At 56.4% G+C, this 25792-nt stretch carries 23 protein-coding genes; 17 read left to right on the top strand and 6 right to left on the bottom strand.

The annotated features are described in order from the left end of the window. The first annotated feature begins 18 nt into the window (after positions 1-18). From ACMYSP_RS07515 to psiF, 5 genes are all read left to right on the top strand, one after another. Positions 19-1308: an MFS transporter gene (locus ACMYSP_RS07515; RefSeq protein ID WP_434586207.1), complete on the top strand. Its 1290-nt coding sequence runs from the start codon at positions 19-21 to the stop codon at positions 1306-1308. Positions 1309-1373: 65 nt separating this feature from the next. Next, positions 1374-2366, top strand: a complete 993-nt coding sequence (gene idnR, locus ACMYSP_RS07510; RefSeq protein WP_434586206.1) for a DNA-binding transcriptional regulator IdnR — start codon at positions 1374-1376, stop codon at positions 2364-2366. Between the two features lie 228 nt (positions 2367-2594). After that, the gene (gene iraP / locus ACMYSP_RS07505) at positions 2595-2855 is read left to right on the top strand and encodes an anti-adapter protein IraP (RefSeq protein WP_434586205.1); all 261 of its coding nucleotides are present in this window, start codon (positions 2595-2597) and stop codon (positions 2853-2855) included. Positions 2856-3064: 209 nt separating this feature from the next. Then, positions 3065-4495, top strand: coding sequence for an alkaline phosphatase (phoA, locus tag ACMYSP_RS07500; RefSeq protein ID WP_434586204.1), 1431 nt, complete (start codon positions 3065-3067; stop codon positions 4493-4495). Positions 4496-4586: 91 nt separating this feature from the next. Then, positions 4587-4907, top strand: coding sequence for a phosphate starvation-inducible protein PsiF (gene psiF, locus ACMYSP_RS07495; protein WP_434586203.1), 321 nt, complete (start codon positions 4587-4589; stop codon positions 4905-4907). Between the two features lie 68 nt (positions 4908-4975). Here psiF and proC read toward each other — a convergent pair whose 3' ends face one another. Then, positions 4976-5785: a pyrroline-5-carboxylate reductase gene (gene proC, locus ACMYSP_RS07490; RefSeq protein ID WP_434586202.1), complete on the bottom strand. Its 810-nt coding sequence runs from the start codon at positions 5783-5785 to the stop codon at positions 4976-4978. 115 nt (positions 5786-5900) lie between these two features. On the opposite strand from proC, the gene ACMYSP_RS07485 reads away from it, so the two are divergent. Continuing rightward, on the top strand, positions 5901-6359 hold the full coding sequence (locus ACMYSP_RS07485; protein ID WP_434586201.1) for a YaiI/YqxD family protein: 459 nt from the start codon (positions 5901-5903) through the stop codon (positions 6357-6359). Here the strand turns inward: ACMYSP_RS07485 and ACMYSP_RS07480 are convergent. Then, positions 6356-7036: a DUF2076 domain-containing protein gene (locus ACMYSP_RS07480; protein WP_434586200.1), complete on the bottom strand. Its 681-nt coding sequence runs from the start codon at positions 7034-7036 to the stop codon at positions 6356-6358. The two genes, ACMYSP_RS07485 and ACMYSP_RS07480, sit on opposite strands and share 4 nt — an antisense overlap. A gap of 336 nt (positions 7037-7372) precedes the next feature. Between ACMYSP_RS07480 and aroL the strand changes: the two genes are divergently transcribed. The 3 genes from aroL to ppnP all read left to right on the top strand — a co-directional run bounded on the left by aroL (position 7373) and on the right by ppnP (position 9288). Then, positions 7373-7933 carry a shikimate kinase AroL gene (gene aroL, locus ACMYSP_RS07475; RefSeq protein ID WP_434586199.1) on the top strand — a complete coding sequence of 187 codons (561 nt, stop codon included), beginning with the start codon at positions 7373-7375 and terminating at the stop codon, positions 7931-7933. 305 nt (positions 7934-8238) lie between these two features. Next, entirely contained in the window at positions 8239-8916 is a 678-nt protein-coding gene (locus tag ACMYSP_RS07470) for an AroM family protein (protein WP_434586198.1), read from the top strand. An 87-nt stretch (positions 8917-9003) separates the two neighbouring features. Continuing rightward, complete coding sequence (gene ppnP, locus ACMYSP_RS07465; protein WP_434586197.1) at positions 9004-9288, top strand: pyrimidine/purine nucleoside phosphorylase; 285 nt, start codon at positions 9004-9006, stop codon at positions 9286-9288. 65 nt (positions 9289-9353) lie between these two features. Here ppnP and rdgC read toward each other — a convergent pair whose 3' ends face one another. After that, positions 9354-10265: a recombination-associated protein RdgC gene (gene rdgC, locus ACMYSP_RS07460; protein WP_123756215.1), complete on the bottom strand. Its 912-nt coding sequence runs from the start codon at positions 10263-10265 to the stop codon at positions 9354-9356. Between the two features lie 91 nt (positions 10266-10356). Between rdgC and mak the strand changes: the two genes are divergently transcribed. Continuing rightward, on the top strand, positions 10357-11262 hold the full coding sequence (gene mak / locus ACMYSP_RS07455; RefSeq protein WP_434586196.1) for a fructokinase: 906 nt from the start codon (positions 10357-10359) through the stop codon (positions 11260-11262). A 59-nt stretch (positions 11263-11321) separates the two neighbouring features. On the opposite strand, the gene sbcC is transcribed toward mak, so the two are convergent. Next, positions 11322-14456: an exonuclease subunit SbcC gene (sbcC, locus tag ACMYSP_RS07450; protein WP_434586195.1), complete on the bottom strand. Its 3135-nt coding sequence runs from the start codon at positions 14454-14456 to the stop codon at positions 11322-11324. Continuing rightward, positions 14453-15655, bottom strand: coding sequence for an exonuclease subunit SbcD (gene sbcD, locus ACMYSP_RS07445; RefSeq protein ID WP_434586194.1), 1203 nt, complete (start codon positions 15653-15655; stop codon positions 14453-14455). The genes sbcC and sbcD overlap by 4 nt, the downstream gene beginning before the upstream one ends. Positions 15656-16066: 411 nt before the next feature. On the opposite strand from sbcD, the gene phoB reads away from it, so the two are divergent. The 5 genes from phoB to malZ all read left to right on the top strand — a co-directional run bounded on the left by phoB (position 16067) and on the right by malZ (position 23275). Further along, entirely contained in the window at positions 16067-16756 is a 690-nt protein-coding gene (gene phoB / locus ACMYSP_RS07440) for a phosphate response regulator transcription factor PhoB (RefSeq protein ID WP_123755653.1), read from the top strand. A 21-nt stretch (positions 16757-16777) separates the two neighbouring features. Next, positions 16778-18073 (top strand): phosphate regulon sensor histidine kinase PhoR, encoded by a 1296-nt coding sequence (phoR, locus tag ACMYSP_RS07435; RefSeq protein WP_434586193.1) that lies wholly within the window; start codon positions 16778-16780, stop codon positions 18071-18073. A gap of 412 nt (positions 18074-18485) precedes the next feature. Then, positions 18486-19805, top strand: a complete 1320-nt coding sequence (brnQ, locus tag ACMYSP_RS07430) for a branched-chain amino acid transporter carrier protein BrnQ (protein ID WP_434586192.1) — start codon at positions 18486-18488, stop codon at positions 19803-19805. 123 nt (positions 19806-19928) lie between these two features. After that, on the top strand, positions 19929-21302 hold the full coding sequence (proY, locus tag ACMYSP_RS07425; protein ID WP_434586191.1) for a proline-specific permease ProY: 1374 nt from the start codon (positions 19929-19931) through the stop codon (positions 21300-21302). A gap of 149 nt (positions 21303-21451) precedes the next feature. Beyond that, entirely contained in the window at positions 21452-23275 is a 1824-nt protein-coding gene (gene malZ / locus ACMYSP_RS07420) for a maltodextrin glucosidase (RefSeq protein ID WP_434586190.1), read from the top strand. Here the strand turns inward: malZ and ACMYSP_RS07415 are convergent. Continuing rightward, positions 23266-24168, bottom strand: coding sequence for a LysR substrate-binding domain-containing protein (locus ACMYSP_RS07415; protein ID WP_434586189.1), 903 nt, complete (start codon positions 24166-24168; stop codon positions 23266-23268). The two genes, malZ and ACMYSP_RS07415, sit on opposite strands and share 10 nt — an antisense overlap. A 282-nt stretch (positions 24169-24450) precedes the next feature. Here ACMYSP_RS07415 and ACMYSP_RS07410 point away from each other — a divergent pair, with 282 nt between their 5' ends. Continuing rightward, a complete protein-coding gene (locus ACMYSP_RS07410) occupies positions 24451-25092 on the top strand; it encodes a hydrolase (RefSeq protein ID WP_032689277.1) in 642 nt (213 codons plus the stop codon). A 136-nt stretch (positions 25093-25228) separates the two neighbouring features. Further along, positions 25229-25774: an antibiotic biosynthesis monooxygenase gene (locus ACMYSP_RS07405; protein WP_434586188.1), complete on the top strand. Its 546-nt coding sequence runs from the start codon at positions 25229-25231 to the stop codon at positions 25772-25774. The last annotated feature ends 18 nt before the right edge of the window (positions 25775-25792 follow it).

Below are 25792 nucleotides of genomic sequence, written 5' to 3'. Positions count from 1 at the left end.
TTAATCTGAGGATGGCATATGCAAATGCTCGCCAAATTACCAGCGCGCCGCTGGTGGTATTTAATGCCGATTATATTTATTACCTATAGTCTGGCCTATCTCGACCGCGCGAATTATGGTTTTGCCGCTGCGGCAGGTATTGAAAATGATTTAGGTATTACCAAAGGTACCGCGTCACTAATTGGTGCATTATTTTTTCTGGGTTATTTCTTTTTCCAGGTTCCCGGTGCGATATATGCCGTAAAACGCAGCGTGCGGAAAATGATATTCGTCAGTCTGATTTTATGGGGCTGCTGCGCGGCGGCCACCGGGTTCGTCAGCAATATTCCGATGTTAATGGCTATCCGCTTTATTCTCGGGGTGGTGGAAGCGGCGGTTATGCCGGCGATGCTGATTTATATCAGCAACTGGTTTACCAAAACCGAGCGCTCCCGGGCCAATACCTTCCTGATCCTTGGTAACCCGGTGACGGTGCTCTGGATGTCCATCGTCTCCGGCTACCTGATTCAGGCCTGGGGCTGGCGTGAAATGTTTATTATTGAAGGCATTCCGGCGGTGCTGTGGGCCGTTTGCTGGTGGATCCTGGTCAGGGATAAGCCCGAGGAAGTCTCCTGGTTGAATGCCGGGGAGAAGCAGGCGCTGCAGGAAGCGATGGACCGCGAGCAGAGCGCGATTAAGCCGGTACGTAACTATGGTGAGGCGCTACGTTCACGTAATGTCATTATGCTGTGCGCCGTCCATGCTCTGTGGAGTATCGGGGTATATGGCTTCATGATGTGGATGCCGTCAATTCTGAAAAATGCAGCGCAGATGGATATCGTGGCAGTAGGCTGGCTGGCAGCGGTGCCGTACCTGGCGGCAATTTGCCTGATGCTGACGGTCTCCTGGCTCTCGGATAAGTTCCAGAACCGTAAACTGTTCATCTGGCCGCTGTTGCTGATTGCCGCGCTGGCATTCTTTGGTTCCTGGCTGATCGGTGACCACGCATTCTGGTTCTCCTACGCCTTGTTAGTGATCGCCGCCGCCTGCATGTATGCCCCATACGGACCGTTCTTCGCACTTATTCCTGAGCTGCTGCCACGCAACGTCTCCGGGGTGTCGATGGGGCTTATCAACAGTTTTGGCGCGCTGGGCGCTTTCCTGGGTGCCTGGCTGGTGGGCTACCTGAATGGCGTGATGGGCGGGCCTGGTGCCTCATATACCTTTATGGCTATCGCGCTGCTGGCCTCGGTGGTGTTGATGTACAACGTGCGGGCCAATGACGATCGCACGCCGGCGTTAATGACCACAAATAAGCTTGCGGGTTAACAGAAACGAAGCGCCTGTGGTAAGGTTCTCTGCGAGCATATGAGTCGTTTGTCGCAGAGAACCCGATGAAAAACAACCGGATGACATTACAGGATATCGCCAACCTGGCCGGACTGAATAAAATGACGGTCAGCCGTTATTTAAGAGACCCAGGCCAGGTGTCGCAGCGCAGCCGCGAACTGATTGCGAAAATCATGGAAGAGCATAACTATATTCCCAATCGGGCGCCGGAAATTTTGCTCAATGCACGCAGTAAAACAATCGGCGTGCTGATCCCTTCCTTCCGGAATCAGATTTTCGCCGATGTCCTCGCCGGGATTGAATCCGTCACCTCCGCCCACCAGTATCAGACCCTGATTGCCAACTACGGCTATGATCCGCAGCGTGAAGAGCGCGAAGTGCTCAATTTGCTCTCCTACAACATTGACGGGCTGATTCTGACCGGAACGCAGCACAGCGAGCGCATGATTCAGTATGTCCGCGCCAGCGGGATCCCGGTGGCGGAGCTGATGGATATCGGTGGGCAGCCCCTCGATATTCAGGTCGGGTTTGATAACGAGAAAGCCGGCTGGGATATGACCAACGCTTTCCTCGACAGCGGTAAACGAAAAATCGCCTTTTTTGGTTCGATGGACGACCCTCGCGATCTGAGCCGTTTTCGCGGCACCGAACGCGCCGTGGCGGCCTATGGTCTGAAGGCATATCACATCACGCCGCGCAGTATCTCGTCGGTGGCGCTGGGTCGCCAGATGTTCCTGCAAATGCAGCACTCGCACCCGGATATTGACGCGATTTTTTGTACCAATGACGATCTGGCGGTCGGCGTGCTGCTGGAGTGTCAGGCACAGGGCATTGCCGTCCCGGAGAAGATAGCGATTGCCGGTTTCCACGGGCTGGAAATTGGTCGCGCACGCCTGCAAAAAATTGCCAGCGTCATTACTCCGCGTTATGACATTGGGAAAACGGCGAGTGAAATACTCATTGCCCGGCTTGCCGGTAAAGACGCGGCAGATAGCGTGAATATGGCTTACCAGATTTATTATGGCGATACGTTATAATTACCAACGAAATCGCAATATATTTTTTTATTATTATCTATTGAATTTTTTTTATGAAACGTATTTCTCTGGTGTTGAGTTTATTCTTGGTGCTTCACCGAAAGAGCAAAACGTTTCGCTTATTATTATGCGGGATCAGGAATCATTTTTAAAAAATAATACTGGTATCCAACGGCGAATGTATGACATAACTAGCGAATAATGGAACTCGCATAAGGATACCGTGCTGTGAAGAATCTCATTGCCGAACTACTGGTGAATCTGGCTCAAAAGGAAGAAGAGGCAAAGGAACTGACGGTGCAGGTTGAGGCGCTGGAAGTTGTCGTAACAGCGTTACTGCGCCATATGGCACAGGACAAGCAGCAGGCATTAATTCATGATATTGAGGACGCTATTGCCCAGGCCAGCCCCGGCCCGCTGGTGGACGATCGCGATGCGCAACGGTTGCAGCAATATATAAAAAAGCTGTTGCGGCATCCGCGTAGCTAGTTCTTTTGATCGGACACGGATGCCGTCATTTTACTGTCACAACACTTTTATAAAGTCTTCTTCGTTTTGATTTTGAATATTTTTATACCCTAAATAATTCAAGTTGCATAAAGGCGGCAAGGCCGCAAATCCCCTGGGCTTACACCGGTAAGTGGTTGGGGGCGCGGGTGCAGACAACACCTATGCCGCTTGAAGAATGACGGGCACACATGGAGAAGACTAAAGTGAAATTAAGTGTGATATTTATTGCCCTGTTACCTCTGCTAGGCTCCACGGCTATTCATGCCGAAACAACTGCAGCCCCGGTTCTGGAAAATCGTGCCGCTCAGGGCGATATCACCACGCCTGGCGGTGCACGCCGGTTAAGCGGCGATCAGACCGCCGCACTACAGGCCTCGTTAATCAACCGGCCGGCAAAAAATATTATTCTGCTGATTGGCGACGGGATGGGTGATTCAGAAATTACCGCCGCACGCAATTATGCCGAAGGCGCGGGCGGTTTCTTTAAAGGGATTGATGCCCTGCCGCTAACCGGCCAGTACACCCACTATTCTCTGGACAAGAAAACCGGTAAACCGGATTACGTGACTGACTCTGCGGCATCCGCTACCGCCTGGACCACCGGCGTGAAAAGCTATAATGGCGCGCTGGGGGTCGATATCCATGAAAAAGATCACCCGACGATCCTGGAAATGGCCAAAGCCGCTGGCCTGGCCACCGGTAACGTCTCCACCGCAGAACTGCAAGACGCGACGCCAGCAGCGCTGGTCGCCCATGTCACCTCGCGGAAATGCTATGGTCCAAGCGTGACCAGTGAAAAATGCGCCAGCAATGCGCTGGAGAAGGGCGGGAAAGGTTCAATCACTGAACAGCTGCTTAATGCTCGCGCCGACGTCACTTTAGGTGGCGGGGCCAAAACCTTCGCAGAAACCGCCACCGCCGGCGAATGGCAGGGAAAAACGTTGCACGACCAGGCCGTAGCCCGCGGCTACCAGATGGTCACCGACGCCAGCTCCCTGGCCGCCGTACGTGAAGCAAATCAGGACAAACCGCTGCTGGGTCTGTTCTCTGATGGCAACATGCCGGTACGTTGGGAAGGGCCGAAAGCCTCCTTCCACGGCAATATCGATAAGCCAGCGGTGACCTGTACTCCGAACGACAAACGCGATGCCTCCGTTCCGACGCTGGCGCAGATGACTGAAAAAGCGATCGATCTGCTGAGCACTAACGAGAAAGGATTCTTCCTGCAGGTGGAAGGCGCCTCCATCGATAAACAGGACCATGCGGCGAATCCGTGCGGCCAGATCGGCGAAACCGTTGACCTGGACGAAGCGGTACAGAAAGCGCTGGAGTTTGCCAAAAAAGAGGGCAATACCCTGGTCATTGTTACCGCTGACCATGCTCACGCCAGCCAGATTATCCCGGCAGAGACTAAAGCACCCGGCCTGACCCAGGCCTTAACCACCAAAGATGGTGCGGTGATGGTCATCAGCTACGGCAACTCTGAAGAAGCCTCGATGGAACATACCGGCACGCAGCTGCGTATTGCCGCCTATGGTCCTCATGCGGCAAACGTGGTGGGCTTAACCGATCAAACCGATCTGTTCTACACCATGAAGGACGCGCTGGGCCTCAAATAACCTAATGCCGGTAGCGAATTGTCGCTATCGGCTGGTATTTTTGTCATCAGCGACCAGACTTACAGAGATTGACTGACAGAAGGATGGTGTAATGAAAATAACATTTCTTGTAACCCTACTTTTTGGTTTGATCTTTGTGACAGCGGTGAGTGCCGCGGAGAAAGCGCAAACGCCCCAGCAGCAAAAAATGACGGTCTGTAACAAAGAGGCCTCATCGAAAGCGCTGAAGGGGGATGAGCGTAAAACGTTTATGAGCCAGTGTCTGAAGAAAGACGCCCCGGCGAAGGACGGTAAAGCGTTGACGCCTCAGCAGCAAAAAATGGGCGAATGTAACTCGCAGGCCACTCAGCAGTCTCTGAAAGGGGACGATCGTAATAAGTTTATGAGCGCCTGCCTGAAAAAACAGGTCTGATGCGTCTGAGACCGACATAACCTACGGCAACGGGTGAGGCCTGGCCTCACCCGATATGACGACAGGGATCAGGAACGGCTCAGTTTTTCTGATTTTTCCATGCATTTCACCATCGCTTCGATCACCGCAGAACGGAATCCTTTCTCTTCCAGCACTCGTACCGCTTCGATGGTGGTCCCGCCAGGCGAGCAGACCATATCTTTCAGGGTACCCGGATGTTCTCCGCTTTCGAGCACCATTTTGGCCGAGCCCATCACCGCCTGAGCGGCGAATTTGTACGCCTGGGCGCGCGGCATTCCGCCGAGGACTGCGGCATCCGCCATCGCTTCGATAAACATAAAGACGTAGGCTGGCGCAGAGCCGCTGACGCCCACTACCGGGTGGATCATCGGTTCGGCAATAATTTCCGCCTGGCCAAAGCAGCGGAAGATCGTCAACGCTTCGGCGATTTCTTCGCTGGTGACCAGCGCGTTAGGGGTGACGGAGGTCATACCGGCGTTGACCAGCGAGGGCGTGTTAGGCATCGCACGGACGATCTTACGGTCGTGGCCCAGCGCTCGCGCCAGCTGATCGAGCGTCACACCGGCAGCAATAGAGATAATCAGCGAGTCTTTATTGAGGCTTGAGGCGACCTCGCTCAGTACTTTAACCATGATCCCCGGTTTTACTGCACCGAAGACAATATCCGCCACCTGGGCCACTTCCTGGGCACTCTGAGCAGCATTGATGCCGTACTGGTCGTGCAGGGCCGCCACTTTGTCCGGCGATGGGGTATAGACCCAAATTTGCCCCGGCTGTACCTGCCCGCTTGCGATCAAACCGCCCAGAATGGCTTTACCCATATTCCCGCAGCCGATAAAGCCAATTTTCTTCTCCATCACCATTCCTCTTTGCTTAGTTTATCGTTCGCCACTAGCTTATCACTCTGGCGCTTTTCTGGGAGACAAAAGCAGGTGACAATGATCACTCACTTTTTCATCGACAGGAGCCGACATGGCTATTTGGGTTGATGCGGACGCGTGTCCGAACGTCATTAAAGAAATATTGTTCCGCGCGGCGGAGCGTACACAAACCCCGATGACGCTGGTCGCTAACCAGGCGCTACGGGTGCCGCCATCACGGGTGATCCGCACGATGCGCGTGCCGCAGGGATTTGATGTGGCCGATAACGAAATCGTTCGGCTGTGTGAACCGGGTGATTTGGTGATTACTGCGGATATTCCACTGGCGGCGGAAGTGCTGGCCAAAGGGGGAGCCGCGCTGAATCCGCGTGGTGAGCGCTACAGTGAAGCGACAATTCGTGAACGCCTGACAATGCGTGATTTTATGGAAACGATGCGGGCCAGCGGCGTGCAAACCGGCGGCCCGGATAGTTTATCGCAGCGCGACCGGCAACAATTTGCCGCCGCGCTGGAAAAGTGGCTGCTAGAGACGAAACGCGATCAGGGTTAGACCCAGCTGTCGTCATCGCCGCTGAAATCGTTGTCGTTGCCGAAACCCGCGTCGAAATCGTCGTCGTAGGTGTTGTTATCCGCGAGGAACTGATTATCCTCCTGGCGGAATGGATCGGCCGCGTCCTGGGTCTGGCTGAGATCGGGCTGCGGATTCTCTTCGATAATATTGACGATCTCCTGCGGATGGGAGCCGCTGAACATATTGGTCAGCATATTACCCAGCACTACGCCGCCTGCCACACCCGCTGCCGTTTGTAGCGCGCCGGCCATAAAGCCGCCGCCGCTACGTGCCGCCTGCGCCGCGACGTTTTGCTGTGGCATCTGTGGGGCATATTGCGCCTGCGGGCGGCCATATTGTTCCGCGCCGGGAATCGGGTCCGCGCCGCGGCTCTGGCTGCCGCCAAACAGGCCGGCGAGGAAGCCGCCGCTGCTCGGTTTAGCCGCCTGCAGCTGGCTGACCTGGCTTTCCAGCGCCTGGATACGGTCGTTGAGCTGCTTAATCGCGGCTTCCTGAATCAGGATGGTTTGCGCCATGTAATAGGGGGCAGCAGGCTGCTCTTTCAGATGTTGCGCAATCCGCTCCTCGGCACTGGCATCGCGCGCTGCGCTCTGCGTTCCGGCCTCTTTGAGGCGGGAAAACAGTCCATCGATAAGGCGTTGCTCTTCAGATTGCATGGTACTTTCCTCTGTCATACTGGTCGTTTAGCGTCAGAGTGCGTCCGATTGACCCATGCTGTAAATATGTTGTTGCGTAAAGCTGTGCATAAATGTGTTACCGTTTACGCCAGCTCGTGGTGGAAAAATAATCCGCAACAGCAAGTAAATATGGAATAACACATAATGCAATGATAGGTTTACACATCAAATCCTTTAGCCATAAGAGCTGAGGGGAGTGTGTTATTTTAACGTAACGTTTATTTTACGGTTATGGTTGGGCGATTTTGCAGGTATCATGGCTGACTTTTCGCATTCATTTTCCCGCCAAAACGCGGAACCAGGGGGTCTTCGGTAATGACACTGCCAATCTTTCTCATCGGGCCACGCGGCTGCGGTAAAACGACGGTCGGCCATGCGCTGGCGCGGGCGTGTAATTACCCATTTACCGATACCGATCATGCGCTGCAGGAGCGTGAGCAGCGCACGGTCGCGGCTATCGTTGAACAAGAAGGTTGGGCGCGTTTTCGTGAGCTGGAGTCCGAGGCACTGAAAGCGGTCACCCGGCCACAAACGGTGGTGGCGACCGGTGGCGGTATTGTGCTGGCTGAAGGCAACCGGCAGTTTATGCGGGAAAACGGCGTGGTGATTTATCTCCAGGCCTCGGTGTCGGCGCTGATCGACAGGCTGGAAGCATACCCCAAAGCGGAACAGCGGCCTACGCTGACCGGTAAGCCGGTGCGTGATGAAGTCGGTGAAGTGCTGGCGCAACGAGAAGCGCTGTACCGCGCAACCGCGCATCATATTATCGATGCCACCGCGACGCCGGATGAGGTCGTCAGGCAAATTCTGGCAACTCTGCACCCACTCTCTGCTCTCCCACAGACCCCGTGCGTCGAGGCGGCACGCGAGCAATAAGCCATTCGAGCCGCAGGCGCTCGCTGTGGCGACTCCGCTTCCCTCTGCTTTGTTATCTCCAGACCCGGGATCCTTTCTGACAACAAGAATACCGGGCATCTGTCACATTTTTCATTCATCAGTAGGGTTAATGAATACCTAAGACGCGGATTTTTCAGCAACGCGCTGAAGGCGTCTCAATCTTTACACTCCGCATGGGGAGTAAGCTGCTACGCTTCTGAACGGTTGTTTTTTAGCCAACAAGGGGGCGAATGTGGTTTGCGGTAAGCCTGTGCTGAAGCAGTGGTGGTGAAAAGGTATGTGATATGAGTACAACGATGGCAATTTTAAGCGTTGGCGTGGTTCCGGTAGGGGAAGTCCTGCCGCTATTAACCGAACATATCAGGGAAGATCAGATCACACATATTAGTCTGTTAGGCAAAATGACGCGTGAAGATGTGATGGAAGATTACGCCGTGGATTCCGGCGATGAGTGTCTGCTGACGCTGTTGAATGATAACCAACTGGCGGAGGTTTCCCGCCAGAAGGTCGAGCGGGATTTACAGCATGTGATCGCCATGCTCGACCGGCAAGAATATGACGTTATTTTGTTTTTGAGTTCAGAAATGCTCAGCGGCCTGACGGCGAGCAACGCCATTTTACTGGAGCCGCAGCGGATTATTCCGCCGCTGGTGGCATCGATCGTTGAGGGCCATCAGGTGGGGGTGATTGTGCCCGTCGAGGAGGTGTTGCCCATGCAGCAGCAAAAATGGCTGGCGTTGGAGAACGCGCCATACTACGCCTTAGCCAACCCGATCGACGGCAGCGATAGCGATTTGCTGATGGCCGGGCGGGAATTGCTGGAGCAGGGGGCTGATGTGCTGGTGCTGGATTGCCTGGGCTACCATCAGCATCATCGGGACGTATTGCAAAAAGCGCTGAATGTCCCGGTTTTGCTGTCAAATGTGCTGGTTTCGCGGCTGGCGGCAGAACTATTAATTTAACATGCTGCACGCACGTAATTTTGCGTGACAGGGGCAAGGAGCGCCCCCTATATTGAGACTTCAACAAAAGATCATAAGGGCTTGTTTATGCTTCAAAGTAATGAATACTTCGACGGAAAAGTGAAATCTATTGGCTTCACCAGCAGCAGCACCGGTCGCGCAAGCGTCGGGGTGATGGCGGAAGGGGAATATACCTTCGGAACCGCACAGCCGGAAGAGATGACGGTCGTGAGCGGTGCGCTGAATGTGCTGCTGCCAGGGGAAACCGAGTGGAAAGTCTATTCTGCGGGTGAAGTATTCAACGTTCCGGGCAGCAGCGAGTTCCATCTGCAGGTGGCTGAAGCAACCTCTTATCTGTGCCGCTATCTGTGATGACTCACCTTCCTGCCATCGCAGGAAGGTGTTTTAGCCGATCTTTCGGGTTTGCTCAGGGCTAATTAGCGCTGCGCTTCGCCGCCCAGACCTTCCACCAGATTTTGAATCAAGGCCGCCAGTTCGCCGGTCATCAGAATAAAGTCAGCATCGAAGCGCTGGGCAAAATCTTCCCGGTCGATGTCTTCATTTTGATCGCGCAGTTCATCGCAGAACTTCAGGCGCTTGATCGACGCATCGTCACACATCAGGAACTGGATCCGCTGCTGCCAGTCGAGCGCCAGTTTGGTCACGACCTTCCCGGCTTCAATATGCACCGCGATCTCGTCGCTGACCAGATCCTGCTTCTTGGCGCGGATCACGCCGCCATCTTCGAGCATCGCTTTCAGTTCGGCTTCGTCCAGCAGCTGGAAACCTTGCGCGACGGTACCGGAACGGACCCATTCGGTCAGCGTCAGCTCGATCGGGTTTTCCAGCGTCAGCGGAACCACCGGCAGCGAGCCTAACGTTTTACGCAGCAGCGCCAGCGTATCTTCCGCTTTCTTCGCGCTGGCACAATCCACCATGATCAGCCCGTTGACGGTATCGATCCACATCATGGTCTGGCTGAAGCGGCTAAAAGCACGGGGCAGCAGAGAATGCAGCACTTCGTCTTTCAGCGAATCTTTTTCCGTTTTTTTCAGCTTACGGCCCTGATCGGCTTCCAGCTTGAGGATCTTGGCTTCCAGCGCCTGTTTGATTACCGGCGATGGCAGGATCTTCTCTTCCTTGCGCGCGCAGATCAGGATCTGTCCGTTGTTCGTATGCGTCAGCGCGTCGCTGTGCGATCCCATCGGCGATACCCAGCCGGTTTTCGCCATATCCTGGCTACCACAAGGGGTAAATGTCAGCTCGGCCAGCTGTTTTTCCATCTCTTCGGCCTGCAATGAAATGTCGCGGCTGAGACGGTAAACCATTAAATTTTTGAACCACAGCATGATAATTTCCACGGCGTTGTCGTTAAATCCAGCGGGCATGATAGCGAATTGTCGCTATGCTTGCATTGTTAATCGGGGAGAGGAGCCTACTGTGCGTATTGGTATTGATCTGGGTGGAACAAAAACAGAAGTCATTGCCCTGAGTGACCGGGGAGAACAGCTATTTCGCCACCGCCTGCCCACGCCGCGGGAGGATTATCGTCAGACCATTGAGAATATCGCCACGCTGGTTGAGATGGCGGAGCAGGCTACCGGGGAACGCGGCAGCGTCGGGGTCGGGATCCCCGGGTCGATTTCGCCCTATACCGGGGTGGTGAAAAACGCCAACTCGACGTGGCTCAACGGTCAGCCGTTTGACCGCGATCTGAGTCAGCGGCTGAACCGCGAAGTGCGGTTGGCCAATGATGCCAACTGCCTGGCGGTCTCGGAAGCGGTGGACGGCGCCGCTGCCGGGGCGCAGACCGTGTTTGCGGTGATTATCGGGACCGGCTGCGGCGCGGGCGTGGCGATCAATGGACGCGCCCACATCGGCGGCAACGGTACTGCAGGGGAGTGGGGGCATAACCCGCTGCCGTGGATGGATGAAGATGAACTGCGTTATCGCGCCGAGGTGCCGTGCTACTGCGGTAAACAAGGGTGCATTGAAACCTTTATTTCCGGCACTGGTTTTGCCACCGATTATCAGCGTCTGAGCGGTCAGGGGCTTCCGGGCAGTGCGATTATGCAGCGGGTGGACGAGCAGGATCCGCTGGCGGAGCTGGCGCTCACGCGCTACGAGATGCGGCTGGCGAAGTCGCTGGCCCATATCGTCAATATTCTTGACCCGGATGTGATCGTACTGGGCGGCGGAATGAGCAACGTCGAGCGCCTCTATCAGACGGTGCCTGAGCGCGTGAAACCGTGGGTATTTGGCGGCGAATGCGAAACGCCAATCCGTAAAGCGCTGCATGGTGATTCCAGCGGTGTGCGCGGCGCGGCGTGGCTGTGGCCGCTGTAGCCCGCGAGTGACGGGCGTCTCCCCCGGCGCTGTTATTAGCAGGGGGAGACGCCAGACCGTTACTCTACGGCAAAGGCCTTTTCCAGCCGGCTGTAGCCCAGCCCATTAATTTTCTTCACCTTGATCTGTACCGGGATCCGCTCCTTCATGGCTTCGACGTGGCTTATCACGCCAATGACTTTTCCGCTGGCGTTAAGGGCATCCAGCGCATCCAGCGCGGTATCGAGGGTTTCGCTGTCGAGGGTGCCGAACCCTTCGTCGAGGAACAACGAGTCAATCCGCGTTTTGTGGCTGACGAGGTCGGAGAGCGCCAACGCCAGCGCGAGGCTGACCAGGAAGCTTTCACCGCCGGACAGGGTGCGGGTGTCGCGAACGGCGTCCGCCTGCCAGGTGTCCACGACCTCCAGCTCCAGCGCTTCGCTGGCCTTACGCTGCAGCTGATAGCGCCCGTGCAGACGATTAAGCTGGTGGTTCGCCAGCCACACCAGGTTATCCAGCGTTAAGCCCTGGGCGAATTTACGGAATTTATCCCCCTCTTTTGAACCGATCAGCGCATTCAGCCATCCCCAGTCTTCCAGCTGCTGGGTCGCGAGCGCGATCTCCTGCTGCAGTGCCTGCTGGCGCTGTTGATTCTCGGTGTTCTGCTTCAGCTGCTGGCGAATTTCCCCCTGACGCGCGCTATTCTCCCGCAGCAGCGGCGCCAGCTGTTGCAGGCGAGTCTGTACCGGTTCCAGCGGCTGGGTGGTGTCGACCTCTGCCGGCGGCTGCTGTTGATGCTGGTTCAGCGCGTCGCGGGCGCGCAGGGAGAGAGCACTGGCCTGCTGTAAGGCGCTTTCCAGCTCCTGCTTACGCTGCTCCAGATGCTGGCGAGTGTCGGCGTCGAGCAGGGCGTCAAGGAACGCCTGACGATCGGCAAACGGGCTGCTGGCTAATGCGGCGGCGAGCTGGTTCTGCGTCTCCAGCAGCGCCTGCTGCTGCTGGCTCTCCTGTTGGCACAGGGTTTGCCACTGGCTTTGCAGGGCCAGGCAATCGTCATGGACCTGGCGCCAGCCCGTGAGCGGCGCAGGTTCGGCGGCCTCGCTGGACTCCGGCAGGGTTTCCAGCAGCGGGGTCAGTTGCTGAAGCTGCTCCTGAAGGGCGACGGATTGGTTCTGTTTTTCCTGCCACTCACGGGTCTCTTGTTCCCGCTGCGCCAGCCAGCCCGTCGCTTGATCGGCCTGTGGAAGAGTGAGGGCGAAAGGCGCCAGTTCCGCTGTCAACTGCACCCGGCGCTGTTCCTGACTCTGCAGGCTCTGCTGCAGCTGCTGCTGGAACGCCTGCTGTTGTGCCTGGCAGGCCAGCCGCTGCTGGTGCTGGTACAGCTGCTGTTCACGCTCTTCCTGCGCCGCCAGCCAGCCGGGAATATCGTCCTGCGGCTGCAGTTCACAGTGCAACGCGCTGACGGTGCTCTGCCATTGTGATGTAAGTGCTTGCTCCTGCTGGAGAAGGGATTCCAGCTCCTCTTTCTCTTTAAGCTGTTGTTTTAGCAACGCCTCCAGCTGACCACGCAGCTGGGCGCCTTCTTCAGCCAGCTGTTTTACCTCGCGTTCGAGGCTATCCCGGCGGGCCTGGTTAACTCCCGGCTCCAGCGCCCGATATTCCGCGACGGCAGGATGTTCGCTGGATCCGCAGAGCGGGCACGGTGTGCCGGGCTGCAGGCGCGCGCGTTCTTCTTCCAGCCCGGCAATACGGGCTTCCAGCTCGCAAATGGCTTTCACATCGCTGAACTGCTGGTTTTTCTCTTTATAAGCCAGACGGCGCTGGGCCAGCGTCGTTTCGAGCTTCTCCTGCTCCTGCTGACGAGCCTGGCCGGCGGTTTGCAACTGCTGCTGGCGCTGGCGCAGCGGCAGCAGGCGGCTATGCAGCGTAGAGAGCTGCTGGCGTAGCGGGCGGGCGGCGGCGTGCTGTGCCAGGCTGGCGCTGACCTCGCCGGCATCCAGCGTCAGGGTTGTCGGGGGCAGGCCGGCCAGGGTGCGTTCGGTGTCGACCAGCCGTTGCTGCAGTTGCGCGTGCTGCTGTTCTTCGCGAGCCTGCTGTGCGAATGCCTCTCGCCAGCCTGCCAGGGCGTTTCCCCACTGGCGGTAACGGTCGTGCTCCTGCAGCCACGCCGTGAGGGTGTGCTGGGCGGCCTGCAGCTGGGTCAACTGCTGGCTCGCGGCAAGGCGAATCCCCGCCCGTAGCCGCAGTTGGCCATGTAAGCGAGTGTTTACTTCTTCCACCTGACGGCGGGTGTGCGCCAGCGCGTTGGTCTGGTCTTGCTCGCGGTTCCACAGCGGGCGCATCTGCTCTGCCGGCTGGGCTTTGAGTAAGGTAGAAAGCTGCGGCTGAGCCTGCTCCAGCGCCTGCTGCGCTTCCTGTAGCTGACGCTGGGCCTGGGTGGCTTCCGCACTCAGCTCTTGCTGGCGCAGCAGCCACTGCAGGGTGGTTTGCAGGCGAGTTTGTTCACTCACGAGTTGATGTTCATCATCAGTAAGTGCTTGCAAACTTTGTTGCAGCGCCTGCTGCTGTTCGGCGCTCAGAAGCAGCACGCCAGAGGCCTGCGCCTGGCGTTTATCCAGCTCGCTGCGGGCAAGTTTATGCTTTTCAAACACCTGAGCTGAGATTTGACCGTAGATTTCGGTACCGGTCAGCTCCTCCAGCAGTTCCGCACGCTCTTTGGGTTTGGCGTTAAGGAAGGCGGCAAACTGGCCCTGAGAAAGCAGCATTGAGCGGGTAAAACGGCCGTAATCCAACCCGGTAAGTGAGGCGGTAAGCTCCAGCTTATCTTTGACTTTGTCGGCGAGGATCTGGCCATCGTCGCAGCGGGCCAGCTCAACGCGCGGGGCCTGCAGGTTGCCTTCCGGCTGGTTACGGGCGCGATTCTGGCTCCAGAAAGCGCGATAGGCCGTCCCTTTGACCTCGAATTCCACCTCCGCCAGGCACTCGGCGGTGTCGCGGGTCATCAGATCGTTTTGCGATTGTGAGACGCTGCTCAGCCGCGGGGTTTCGTGATACAGCGCGAGGCAGATGGCGTCCAGTAGCGTGGTTTTCCCCGCACCGGTTGGCCCGGTGATGGCGAACAGTCCGTTGCTGGCGAACGGTTCAGCGGTGAAGTCGATTTTCCATTCGCCTTTCAGCGAGTTGATATTCTTCAGGCGCAAACTCAGAATTTTCACAGGTGCTCCTCACCGTGCAGGCTATGCAACGTTTCGTTAAACAGCTGCTTCAGGCGCTGCTGCTGCGTCTCTTCCAGCGTTTCCTGTGCCAGACGGCGTTCAAACACCTCTTCTACCCGTAATTCGCTGAGCGTTTCGCGGCGCTCTCCGGCCAGGATCCGTTCGCGCTGGGCGCGGCTGCGGCGGACCAGCAGCACTTCTACCGGGAGGTCATCGGCCTGGGCCTGAATTTTACGCTGGATATCATGCAAATATTCGTCGCTGGTGATTTCAATATCCAACCACGTGACGGGGTCTGCCGGGGCGTCACGCCACTGGCCTAACTGCTCGCTGATGCTGGCGAAATCGCCTTTCAGGACCGCTAACGGCTGGGTAACCGGCACCGTCAGCGGGCTAACGTCTGTCAGATGGCCGTCAGCAAACATCACCAGATTGACGCTTTTACTTTTTCCGGTCTCGTCAAAGCTGAGAGAAATCGGTGAGCCGCTATAGCGAATATGTTCGTTGCCGCCGACCAACTGCGCCCGGTGAATATGACCGAGTGCAATATAGTCAACCGGCGGGAAATGGCTGGCGGGGAACGCTTCCAGGGTGCCGATATAGATATCGCGTACGGCATCACTTTTGCTGGCGCCGACGGTGGTCAGGTGGCCGCTGGCAATGATCGGCAGCGGCCGGTCGCCGCGCAGGGCACAGGCCTGCTGATACTGCTGTTGATAATAGTCGCTGATAGCGATTAACAGCTGCTGTTGCTTCTCGCCGCTGGAATGGCCGGCCTGGCTGGTGACCAGCTCGCGTGGGCGCAGGAAAGGCACCGGACAAAAAACAGCGCCGGGAGTGCCGTCACGCAGGGGCAGGATAAAGGGGGCATGGCCCGCGTTGGCCACCACCGTGGTTTTCAAAAAGGCCAGGATGTCGCGGGATTCATTCAGGGTCGCGACCGAATCATGGTTGCCGGCCAGCACCACCAGCTGGCAGCCGGTCTGCTGAAGCTGCACCACAAAGTGGTTATACAGTTCGCGGGCGTAGCTGGGTGGCGATCCGGTATCAAAAATATCGCCGGCGACAATAATGGCATCGACCTCGTGCTGCTGGGCAATGGACAGCAGCCAGTCGAGAAAGGCCGAATGTTCGGCGGCACGGCTTTTACTGTAAAAATTCTGACCCAGGTGCCAGTCAGAGGTATGAATGATGCGCATAATGATTTTTTCCTGACGAAAAAGCATGAGCGCATTATACCCTTCATCCTTCAAGTTGCTTGGGTGTTAGCTGCACCCGTTCACCCCGGTCACTTACCTGAGTAAGCTCCTGGGGATTATGAGCCTCATTGATGATGAGGCTCACCCTTCGGGCCAGCGCAAGCGCTGTTCAAATCGGTTAATACCGATTTGTCACGGCCTTGCTGCCTACAAGCAACTCGAATAATTTTGGGTATATATTCTTCATCCTTCAGGTTGCCTCCCCGAGCCGCGATCGGATTGTCGGTTACTCCTTGTCATCATTCGAAATCTACGATCATCAGACGGTCATTTTTTTCATAAATCTGTCACAAAACTGACGCATAATGACGCCGCACTCTATACTGATGGCTAAAAAACACAGGGTAAATAATGGCGAGAAGAATTCTGGTCGTTGAAGATGAAGCTCCGATCCGCGAAATGGTCTGCTTTGTTCTGGAGCAAAACGGCTTTCAGCCCGTCGAGGCGGAAGATTATGACAGTGCGGTGAATCAACTCAATGAACCCTGGCCTGATTTGATTCTCCTTGACTGGATGTTGCCGGGCGGGTCGGGTCTGCAGTTTATTAAACAGCTGAAGCGCGAAGCGATGACCCGGGATATTCCGGTGGTGATGCTGACCGCGCGCGGCGAAGAAGAAGACCGCGTTCGTGGCCTGGAAACCGGGGCCGACGATTACATCACCAAGCCTTTCTCACCGAAAGAGCTGGTGGCGCGCATCAAAGCGGTGATGCGTCGAATTTCGCCGATGGCGGTAGAAGAAGTGATTGAAATGCAAGGGCTTAGTCTCGACCCTTCTTCGCATCGCGTGATGACCGGTGAAAGTCCGCTGGACATGGGGCCAACGGAATTTAAATTATTGCATTTCTTTATGACTCACCCGGAACGTGTGTACAGCCGAGAACAGTTGCTGAACCATGTCTGGGGGACAAACGTGTATGTAGAAGACCGAACGGTGGATGTGCACATTCGTCGTCTACGTAAAGCGCTGGAACTTAGCGGCCATGACCGGATGGTACAAACGGTTCGCGGCACGGGGTATCGTTTCTCCGCTCGTTTCTGAATATCGACAGGAGTGTGAACCGTGCTGGAACGGCTGTCATGGAAAAGGCTGGCGCTTGAGCTTTTCTTATGTTGTATACCGGCCCTGATCCTTGGGGCGATTTTTGGTCACCTGCCGTGGTTTTTGTTAGCGGCGGTGACGGGCCTGCTGATATGGCATTTCTGGAACCTTATGCGCCTGTCGTGGTGGCTGTGGGTTGACCGCAGCATGACGCCGCCGCCGGGGAGCGGCAGTTGGGAACCGTTGCTGTATGGCCTCCACCAGATGCAGATGCGTAATAAAAAGCGCCGACGCGAGCTGGGCAGCCTGATCAAACGCTTTCGTAGCGGGGCCGAGTCGTTGCCTGATGCGGTGGTGCTGACGACGGAGGAGGGTGCCATCTTCTGGTGTAATGGCCTGGCGCAGCAGATCCTGAATCTGCGCTGGCCGGACGACAGCGGACAAAACATTCTCAACCTTCTGCGTTACCCTGAATTTGCCAACTACCTCAAAAACAGAGACTTCTCCAAACCTCTCAATCTGGTGCTGAACACGGCTCGCCATCTGGAGATCCGCGTGATGCCCTACAGCGACAAACAGTGGCTGATGGTGGCACGCGACGTCACGCAGATGCACCAGCTTGAAGGGGCGCGACGCAACTTTTTTGCCAACGTTAGCCATGAGCTGCGCACGCCGTTGACGGTGCTGCAGGGCTATCTGGAGATGATGCAGGAGCAGGTGCTGGAAGGGATGACGCGCGAGAAAGCCCTGCATACCATGCGCGAGCAAACTCAGCGCATGGAAGGGCTGGTCAAACAGCTGTTAACTCTGTCGCGTATTGAAGCCGCACCAACTCTGGCGATGAATGACAAAATTGACGTGCCGATGATGCTGCGGGTGGTGGAGCGCGAAGCTCAGACCCTTAGCCAGCAGAAGCACAGCCTGCATTTCGCGGTGGATGACGGCCTGCAGGTGCTCGGCAACGAAGAGCAGCTGCGTAGCGCGATATCCAACCTGGTGTATAACGCCATTAACCATACGCCCGCCGGAACGGAGATTACCGTTAGCTGGCAGCGGGCGCCGCACGGCGCGCTGTTTAGCGTCGAGGATAATGGCCCCGGTATTGCGCCGGAGCATATTCCGCGTCTGACCGAGCGGTTTTATCGCGTCGATAAAGCCCGTTCGCGCCAGACCGGCGGCAGCGGCCTGGGGCTGGCTATCGTCAAACATGCGGTCAATCATCACGACAGTCGACTGGAAATTGAGAGTACCCCGGGCAAAGGGACGCGGTTTAGCTTCTTGCTCCCGGAACGTTTAATTGCCAAAAAAAGCGCCTGATCGCCTGCCTGTCAGCATTACTTGCCAATGACCAGCTTCGGCTGGTCATTTTCGTTTGCAGTCACTTTTTCCCCGCGTAATTAATGAACGCCTGCTGCTTTTTTGTTCGCATGATTAGCCATGGGTTTTCTATCAATATGGTGAATAGTTTTGGGTGACAATGTAGAGTCAGCATAATCATCTGCTTTCACGATCCCGCCTTGCATTAAAACGTTATAAGCGTTTAAATTGCCCCCCATGCAGTCGCAGACAGACTGTTTTTGCGTGGTAATTCAAAAAACAATTCTTTCCCACGCCGCTTCGGGAGCATATCTCGCTGAGTTTTCCGGCAATCGCCGCTGTATCATCCCAAGGGGAAAGCACGGTATTTCCGTTTGTTAATAACACCACATCCACAGGCAGTAATGAATTTATGACCCATCAGTTAAAATCGCGCGACATCATTGCGTTGGGCTTTATGACCTTCGCGTTGTTTGTTGGCGCCGGCAACATTATCTTCCCTCCGATGGTCGGTTTACAGGCTGGTGAACACGTCTGGACTGCGGCAATTGGCTTCCTGATTACGGCGGTGGGTCTCCCTGTCCTTACGGTCGTGGCGCTGGCGAAAGTCGGTGGTGGTGTTGAAAGCCTGAGCACGCCGATCGGTAAAGTCGCCGGTGTTCTGCTGGCGGTCGTGTGCTATCTGGCCGTCGGGCCGCTGTTCGCGACGCCGCGTACTGCCACGGTTTCCTTTGAAGTCGGCATTGCGCCGCTGACCGGCGACGGCGCGCTGCCGCTGCTGATTTATAGCGTGATCTATTTTGCGCTGGTGATTCTGGTTTCGCTGTATCCGGGCAAACTGCTCGATACGGTGGGCAACTTCCTGGCGCCTCTGAAAATCGTTGCCCTGATTATTCTTTCCGTGGCGGCGATTGTCTGGCCGGCCGGCCCGATCAGCAACGCGATGGAGGCGTATCGTACCGCCTCATTCTCCAACGGTTTCGTTAACGGTTACCTGACGATGGATACCCTCGGCGCGATGGTCTTCGGTATCGTGATTGTTAACGCCGCGCGTTCTCGTGGCGTAAGCGAAGCGCGCCTGCTGACCCGCTACACCGTTTGGGCCGGATTAATGGCCGGTGTTGGCCTGACGCTGCTGTATCTGGCGCTGTTCCGCCTCGGTTCCGATAGCGCGAGCCTGGTGGATCAATCCGCTAACGGCGCGGCGATCCTCCACGCTTACGTGCAGCACACCTTTGGCGGGGCGGGCAGCTTCATGCTGGCGGCGCTGATTTTCATCGCCTGTCTGGTCACCGCGGTTGGCCTGACCTGCGCCTGTGCTGAGTTCTTCGCGCAATACCTGCCGTTATCCTATCGCACGCTGGTGTTTATCCTCGGCCTGTTCTCGATGGCGATCTCCAACCTCGGTCTGAGCCATCTGATTCAGATTTCGATTCCGGTGCTCACGGCCATCTATCCGCCGTGTATCGCACTGGTAGTATTAAGCTTTACCCGCAACTGGTGGCATAATTCGACCCGCGTTATTGCGCCGGCCATGTTTATCAGCCTGATGTTTGGTATCATTGACGGCATTAAATCGTCGGCGATTGCGGATATGCTGCCGGCCTGGACCGCACGTCTGCCGATGGCGGAACAAGGCCTGGCCTGGTTAATGCCGACCGCGGTGATGGTGGTTCTGGCGATTATCTGGGACCGTGCTGTTGGGCGTCAGGTGACTTCCAGCGCACACTAACCGGCGTTTTTAAGCAGTGTTAAGCCACGGGACTTCGGGTCCCGTGGTTTTTTGTTTTTTAAGTCATCCCCTTTTGGTTTTTGCCCCCGCGAAGGCCCAAAGAGAAAAACGGCATGGAATACGATGGAAAGTAACAACAAACTTAAGCGCGGGCTAAGTACCCGGCATATTCGCTTTATGGCACTGGGATCGGCAATTGGTACCGGCCTGTTCTACGGTTCGGCGGACGCCATTAAAATGGCCGGACCGAGCGTGCTGCTGGCCTATATTATCGGCGGCGTGGCGGCGTACATCATCATGCGCGCCCTCGGTGAGATGTCGGTACATAACCCCGCCGCCAGCTCATTTTCACGCTATGCGCAGGACTATCTTGGTCCGCTGGCGGGCTATATCACCGGTTGGACCTATTGTTTTGAAATCCTGATCGTGGCGATTGCCGACGTGACGGCTTTCGGCATCTATATGGGGGTGTGGTTCCCGACGGTGCCGCACTGGATTTGGGTGCTGAGCGTGGTGCTGATCATCTGCGCCGTTAACCTGATGAGCGTCAAGGTGTTCGGCGAGCTGGAGTTCTGGTTCTCGTTCTTTAAAGTTGCCACCATCATCATCATGATTATTGCCGGCTTCGGCATCATTATCTGGGGTATTGGTAATGGGGGACAGCCCACCGGCATCCATAATCTCTGGAGCAACGGCGGCTTCTTCAGCAACGGCTGGCTGGGAATGGTGATGTCGCTGCAGATGGTGATGTTCGCCTACGGCGGGATTGAGATCATCGGTATTACTGCTGGCGAAGCCAAAGACCCGGAGAAATCCATCCCGCGGGCGATTAACTCCGTACCGATGCGTATTCTGGTGTTCTATGTGGGCACGCTGTTTGTGATCATGTCGATTTACCCGTGGAATCAGGTAGGAACCAACGGCAGTCCGTTCGTGTTGACCTTCCAGCATATGGGCATTGCCTTTGCTGCCAGCATCCTCAACTTTGTGGTCCTGACCGCCTCGCTGTCGGCGATTAACAGTGATGTGTTCGGCGTTGGCCGGATGCTGCACGGGATGGCAGAGCAGGGCAGTGCGCCGAAGTTTTTCGCGAAAACCTCGCGCCGCGGTATCCCGTGGGTGACGGTGCTGGTGATGACCGTGGCACTGCTGTTTGCGGTCTATCTGAACTACATCATGCCGGAAAACGTCTTCCTGGTGATTGCTTCACTGGCGACCTTCGCAACCGTCTGGGTGTGGATTATGATCCTGCTGTCGCAGATTGCCTTCCGCCGTCGTCTGCCGCCTGAAGAGGCGAAAGCGCTGAAGTTTAAAGTCCCTGGCGGTATCGCCACCACGGCCGTAGGGCTGGTGTTCCTGGTGTTTATTATTGCGCTGATTGGCTATCACCCGGAAACCCGCATCTCGCTGTACGTCGGCTTTGCGTGGATTGCGCTGCTGTTGGTGGGCTGGACGTTCAAAACCCGCCGCGACCGCCGCCTGGCACAGGCACAGTAAGCTTGTCCCTGGCCTGCCGGATAGCCAGACGCTTTCCGGCAGGCACATTCTCCGCCCCCATTATCCTCCCCTAATAATTCCTGCGATGATGAGTCATACGCCTGTGCGCTATGGCAAGGTGTGCCTATTCTGAACAAAGAGGAACGACGATGTTGAAGGCATGGCACCTGCCTGTAGCTCCCTTTATCAAAGAGCAACAGGAACGACTCTTTATCACGTTATGGTTGAGCGGCGATGACCTGCCGCAGCGGGTCACGCTGCGTGCAGAAGAAGATAATGAAGAGCTGTCGCTGACCATGCACCGGCTGCGGCAGGAACCGCATCCGGGCGTCGTCGCGTGGCGCGGCGAGATCAATCTTGCCAGCGGGCAGCCGCGTCGGCGCTATAGTTTTAAACTGCTGTGGGCGGACCGTCAGCGCTGGTTCACCCCGCAGGGATTACAGTCTTTCCCACCGGCGCGTCTGGAGCAGTTTGCCGTCGACCTGCCGGACAGCGGCCCGCAGTGGGTCGCCGATCAGGTCTTTTATCAAATCTTCCCGGACCGTTTTGCCCGCAGCGAGCCGCGGGAAGCAGGGCAGGATCAGGTCTATCATCACCACGCTGCCGGGCACGATATCGTGCAGAAGGCGTGGGATGAACCGCTCACCGGTGAAGCGGGTGGTTCGACGTTTTATGGCGGCGATCTTGATGGCATCAGCGAGAAGCTGCCGTACCTCAAGCAGCTTGGCGTCACCGCGCTGTATCTGAACCCGGTGTTTGTCGCACCGAGCGTGCATAAATACGATACTGAAGATTATCGTCGCGTCGACCCGCAGTTTGGCGGCGATGCCGCGCTGCAGCGTTTGCGCCACAATACGCAACGGGAAGGGATGCGCCTGATCCTTGACGGCGTGTTTAACCATTCCGGGGATTCCCACGCCTGGTTCGACCGCCATCAGCGCGGGAGCGGCGGCGCCTGTCATCATGCGGATTCGCCGTGGCGTGACTGGTTTACGATCTCTGAGGAAGGTGAAGCGCATAACTGGCTGGGCTATGCCAGCCTGCCTAAGCTGGACTATCGCTCCGAGAGCCTGGTGAATGAAATCTATGCCGGGGAAGACAGTATTGTGCGCCACTGGCTGAAAGCGCCGTGGAGCATGGACGGCTGGCGGCTGGACGTGGTGCATATGCTGGGGGAAGGCGGCGGCGCGCGGAATAACCTGCAGCATATCGCCGGCATTACCCGGGCGGCGAAAGAAGAGCAGCCAGAGGCTTTTGTTTTTGGTGAACATTTTGGTGATGCTCGCCAGTGGTTGCAGGCCGATGCCGAAGATGCGGCGATGAACTATCGCGGGTTTACCTTCCCGCTGTGGGGCTTCCTCGCTAATACCGATATCTCGTACGATCCGCAAAAAATCGATGCGCAAACCTGCGTTGCCTGGATGGAGAACTATCGCGCCGGACTGTCTCATCAGCAGCAGTTGCGGATGTTCAACCAGCTGGATAGCCACGATACTGCACGATTTAAGTCGCTGCTGGGGAAAGATGTGGCTCGCCTGCCGCTGGCGGTCGTGTGGCTGTTTTGCTGGCCGGGTGTTCCGTGCATTTACTACGGCGATGAAGTGGGCGTCGACGGGAATAACGATCCGTTCTGCCGCAAACCCTTCCCGTGGGACCCGGCGCTGCAGGATACTGCGCTGCTGGGGCTGTATAAGCGGATAGCGAAGCTGCGTAAAGCCAGCCAGGCATTGCGCTACGGTGGCTGCCAGGTGATTTATGCCGAGGAGAATGTGGTGGTCTTTGCCCGCGTCTACAAGCAACAACGGGTACTGATTGCCATCAACCGGGGCGAAGCCTGCGAGGTGGTGGTCGAGGATTCACCGCTTCTGAATGTCGAGGAATGGTTGCTGAAAGAGGGTGCTGGCGTGCTGCACGACGGGGTGCTGGCATTGCCCGCGATCTCTGCCAGCGTGTGGTTCAGCCGTCAGGCGTAAAGCTGACTGAGGAACGATTCATGGAGAAGGGCCTCGCGCCACCAGCGCTGGGCCAGTCCGTCGTTATCGCTGCGCCAGGCAATATAGGCCAGATCTTTTTCGCGGCAGGAGATGACGGACTTCTCAAGCAACTCGCCGCTCTCCAGCCACGGCTGAGCGATATGGCGGGGCAGAAAACCGCAGCCCACGCCAGCCCGCAGCAGCGCCACCTTACTGGCAAAATCGTCGACGCGAATCTGAAGCTGCTCGGTGAGCAGGTTGCTGTTCAGCGGCTGACAATAGCGGGCGCTGTCGCTAATCACCACCGCACGGTGCAGGCTGAGCTGTTTGTTGCTGAGCGGCTGCGTGGTGGCGGCCAGCGGATGGTTGGCCGCCACGACAAAGACGTTATCCAGCGTACCGGCCATTTTCCATGACCACTCGGCTGATGTCGGCGGTTCGTTAATGGCACCGAGGATCATATCGGCGCCGTTGCGGGTCAACTCTTCCCAGGATCCGGCCAGCGTATGGTGGGTAAAGTTGAGCCGGGTCTGCGGATTTTGCGCGTAAAAGGCATCGATCAACGGCAGCAGGCGATCAAAAGGGAAAGAGGCGTCGAGGGCGATCGCCAGATCCCGTTCCCAACCGGCGCTCAGCTGTTTGGCCTGTTTTTCCAGATCTTTAGCGGCATTGATTAACAGCCGCCCCTTCTCCAGCACCATTCTGCCGGTATCGGTAAATTTCGCCCGGTGACCGCTGCGATCCAGCAGGGTGATGTCCAGATCGCTCTCCAGCTTCTGGATCATATAGCTCAGGGCCGCTGGCGTTTTGTAGAGTGATTCTGCGGCGGTGGCAAATGAGCCATGGGTTTCTAAAGCATCCAGAATAAGCAGCACATCAAGGTTTAAGCGCATCAATGAGTTACCGGAAAAAATAGGGTGACTCAGTTTTACCGAACCCGACATTCAATGCCAGTGAATAATTTAGAACCCTTTCGCGTAATTTTTTGATAAATATCGCGATCGCTGTTCATTAACACTTTGGTTTCATACTTTCTTATTTTCGAAATAGCACAGTGAATTTCTTTAATAACTCGTTAGAAATTACTGACTATACTCAGCATGCTTTATCCGTCACGATCCGACCCACAACAGTGTTTGTTATATCTCTTTAACTTATTGATTAAGAAGGTATTCATGTCTATTCGGGAACTGATCGACCCAACCAACTCCGCCCTTATCTTTATTGACCATCAACCGCAAATGTCCTTTGGCGTAGCCAATATTGACCGTCAGACACTTAAAAATAATACCGTTGCCCTGGCGAAAGCCGGCAAGATTTTTAATGTCCCGGTGATTTATACCTCCGTGGAAACCAAAAGCTTCAGCGGCTACATCTGGCCGGAATTACTGGCCGTCCATCCGCAGGTTAAACCGATTGAACGTACATCGATGAACTCCTGGGAAGATGCCGCTTTTGTTAAAGCAGTGAAAGCGACGGGTCGCAAAAAATTGATTATCTCCGCGCTGTGGACCGAAGTGTGCCTGACCTTCCCGGCGCTGATGGCGCTGGAAGAGGGATTCGAAGTCTACGTGGTCACCGACACCTCCGGCGGGACCTCCGTGGATGCCCATGAGCGTTCTATCGATCGCATGGTGCAGGCTGGCGCAGTACCGGTGACCTGGCAGCAGGTTCTGCTCGAGTACCAGCGCGACTGGTCCCGTAAAGAGACCTACGATGCGGTGATGGATCTGGTTCGCGAACACAGCGGTGCTTACGGCATGGGCGTGGATTATGCCTATACCATGGTGCACGGCGCGCCGGAACGTAAAGCCTAAATACACTTCCCCCTTCATGCTGCGTCTTTGTTGGTTTCGTTTGCCACCCTCGACGCAGCATGAATGATTTTGTGTATTGTCATTCATGGCGAATGGTGGGGCCACCCGCGATTCGCCTGCAGCAAGGAGCCCGGTAATGACGCAGCAGAAATCGGTGACCCTGGTGATAAGCCATATGCTCGACCCCGAGCACGGGGAACGCTATGAACAGTGGCTCGGTAAAATTATGCCCATCGCGGCGGAGTTTCCCGGCCATCTTGGCGCTAACGTAATTCGCCCGACTCCCGGGCAGAATCTCTGGAGCGTCATTATTCGTTTTGACACCATTGAACACCTCTACGCCTGGACGCAGTCATCAACGCGTCACGAGCTGGTGGCAGAAATCGCGCCGCTGCTCAATGAAGGCGATCGCACGGAAATTCGTACCGAACCGGCGTTCTGGTTTACCCCACCCGTCACCAACGTGCGCCAGCCGCTGCGCTGGAAGCAGTTTCTGATCACGCTACTGGTGATTTTCCCCAGTACTAATCTGGTGCCCTGGCTGACCGGGATGTTCCTTCCCTCGATGCGGGGGAGCTTGTTGCTGCATTTGATAAATGATGCCTGTGTGGTCGCGCTGGTGGTCTGGTTCTGGATGCCCATCGTGACCCGTCTGTTTGCTGGCTGGTTAAAGAAAAACTGAGCCAGACGCCTGGAGGAG

Origin of the sequence: Klebsiella sp. R390, assembly GCF_051131745.1 — a bacterium.
In the GTDB taxonomy this organism is placed as follows: domain Bacteria; phylum Pseudomonadota; class Gammaproteobacteria; order Enterobacterales; family Enterobacteriaceae; genus Klebsiella.
The sequence above is the reverse complement of the archived record's forward strand: the minus strand, read 5'-3'. Positions and strand labels throughout refer to the sequence as shown.

Coding starts and splice junctions, on each gene's coding strand:
- ACMYSP_RS07515 (WP_434586207.1), top strand. CDS start 19: ATGCAAATGCTCGCCAAATTACCAGCGCGCCGCTGGTGGTATTTAATG.
- idnR (WP_434586206.1), top strand. CDS start 1,374: ATGAAAAACAACCGGATGACATTACAGGATATCGCCAACCTGGCCGGA.
- phoA (WP_434586204.1), top strand. CDS start 3,065: ATGGAGAAGACTAAAGTGAAATTAAGTGTGATATTTATTGCCCTGTTA.
- psiF (WP_434586203.1), top strand. CDS start 4,587: ATGAAAATAACATTTCTTGTAACCCTACTTTTTGGTTTGATCTTTGTG.
- proC (WP_434586202.1), bottom strand. CDS start 5,785: ATGGAGAAGAAAATTGGCTTTATCGGCTGCGGGAATATGGGTAAAGCC.
- ACMYSP_RS07485 (WP_434586201.1), top strand. CDS start 5,901: ATGGCTATTTGGGTTGATGCGGACGCGTGTCCGAACGTCATTAAAGAA.
- ACMYSP_RS07480 (WP_434586200.1), bottom strand. CDS start 7,036: ATGCAATCTGAAGAGCAACGCCTTATCGATGGACTGTTTTCCCGCCTC.
- aroL (WP_434586199.1), top strand. CDS start 7,373: ATGACACTGCCAATCTTTCTCATCGGGCCACGCGGCTGCGGTAAAACG.
- ACMYSP_RS07470 (WP_434586198.1), top strand. CDS start 8,239: ATGAGTACAACGATGGCAATTTTAAGCGTTGGCGTGGTTCCGGTAGGG.
- ppnP (WP_434586197.1), top strand. CDS start 9,004: ATGCTTCAAAGTAATGAATACTTCGACGGAAAAGTGAAATCTATTGGC.
- rdgC (WP_123756215.1), bottom strand. CDS start 10,265: ATGCTGTGGTTCAAAAATTTAATGGTTTACCGTCTCAGCCGCGACATT.
- sbcD (WP_434586194.1), bottom strand. CDS start 15,655: ATGCGCATCATTCATACCTCTGACTGGCACCTGGGTCAGAATTTTTAC.
- phoB (WP_123755653.1), top strand. CDS start 16,067: ATGGCGAGAAGAATTCTGGTCGTTGAAGATGAAGCTCCGATCCGCGAA.
- brnQ (WP_434586192.1), top strand. CDS start 18,486: ATGACCCATCAGTTAAAATCGCGCGACATCATTGCGTTGGGCTTTATG.
- proY (WP_434586191.1), top strand. CDS start 19,929: ATGGAAAGTAACAACAAACTTAAGCGCGGGCTAAGTACCCGGCATATT.
- malZ (WP_434586190.1), top strand. CDS start 21,452: ATGTTGAAGGCATGGCACCTGCCTGTAGCTCCCTTTATCAAAGAGCAA.
- ACMYSP_RS07415 (WP_434586189.1), bottom strand. CDS start 24,168: ATGCGCTTAAACCTTGATGTGCTGCTTATTCTGGATGCTTTAGAAACC.
- ACMYSP_RS07410 (WP_032689277.1), top strand. CDS start 24,451: ATGTCTATTCGGGAACTGATCGACCCAACCAACTCCGCCCTTATCTTT.
- ACMYSP_RS07405 (WP_434586188.1), top strand. CDS start 25,229: ATGACGCAGCAGAAATCGGTGACCCTGGTGATAAGCCATATGCTCGAC.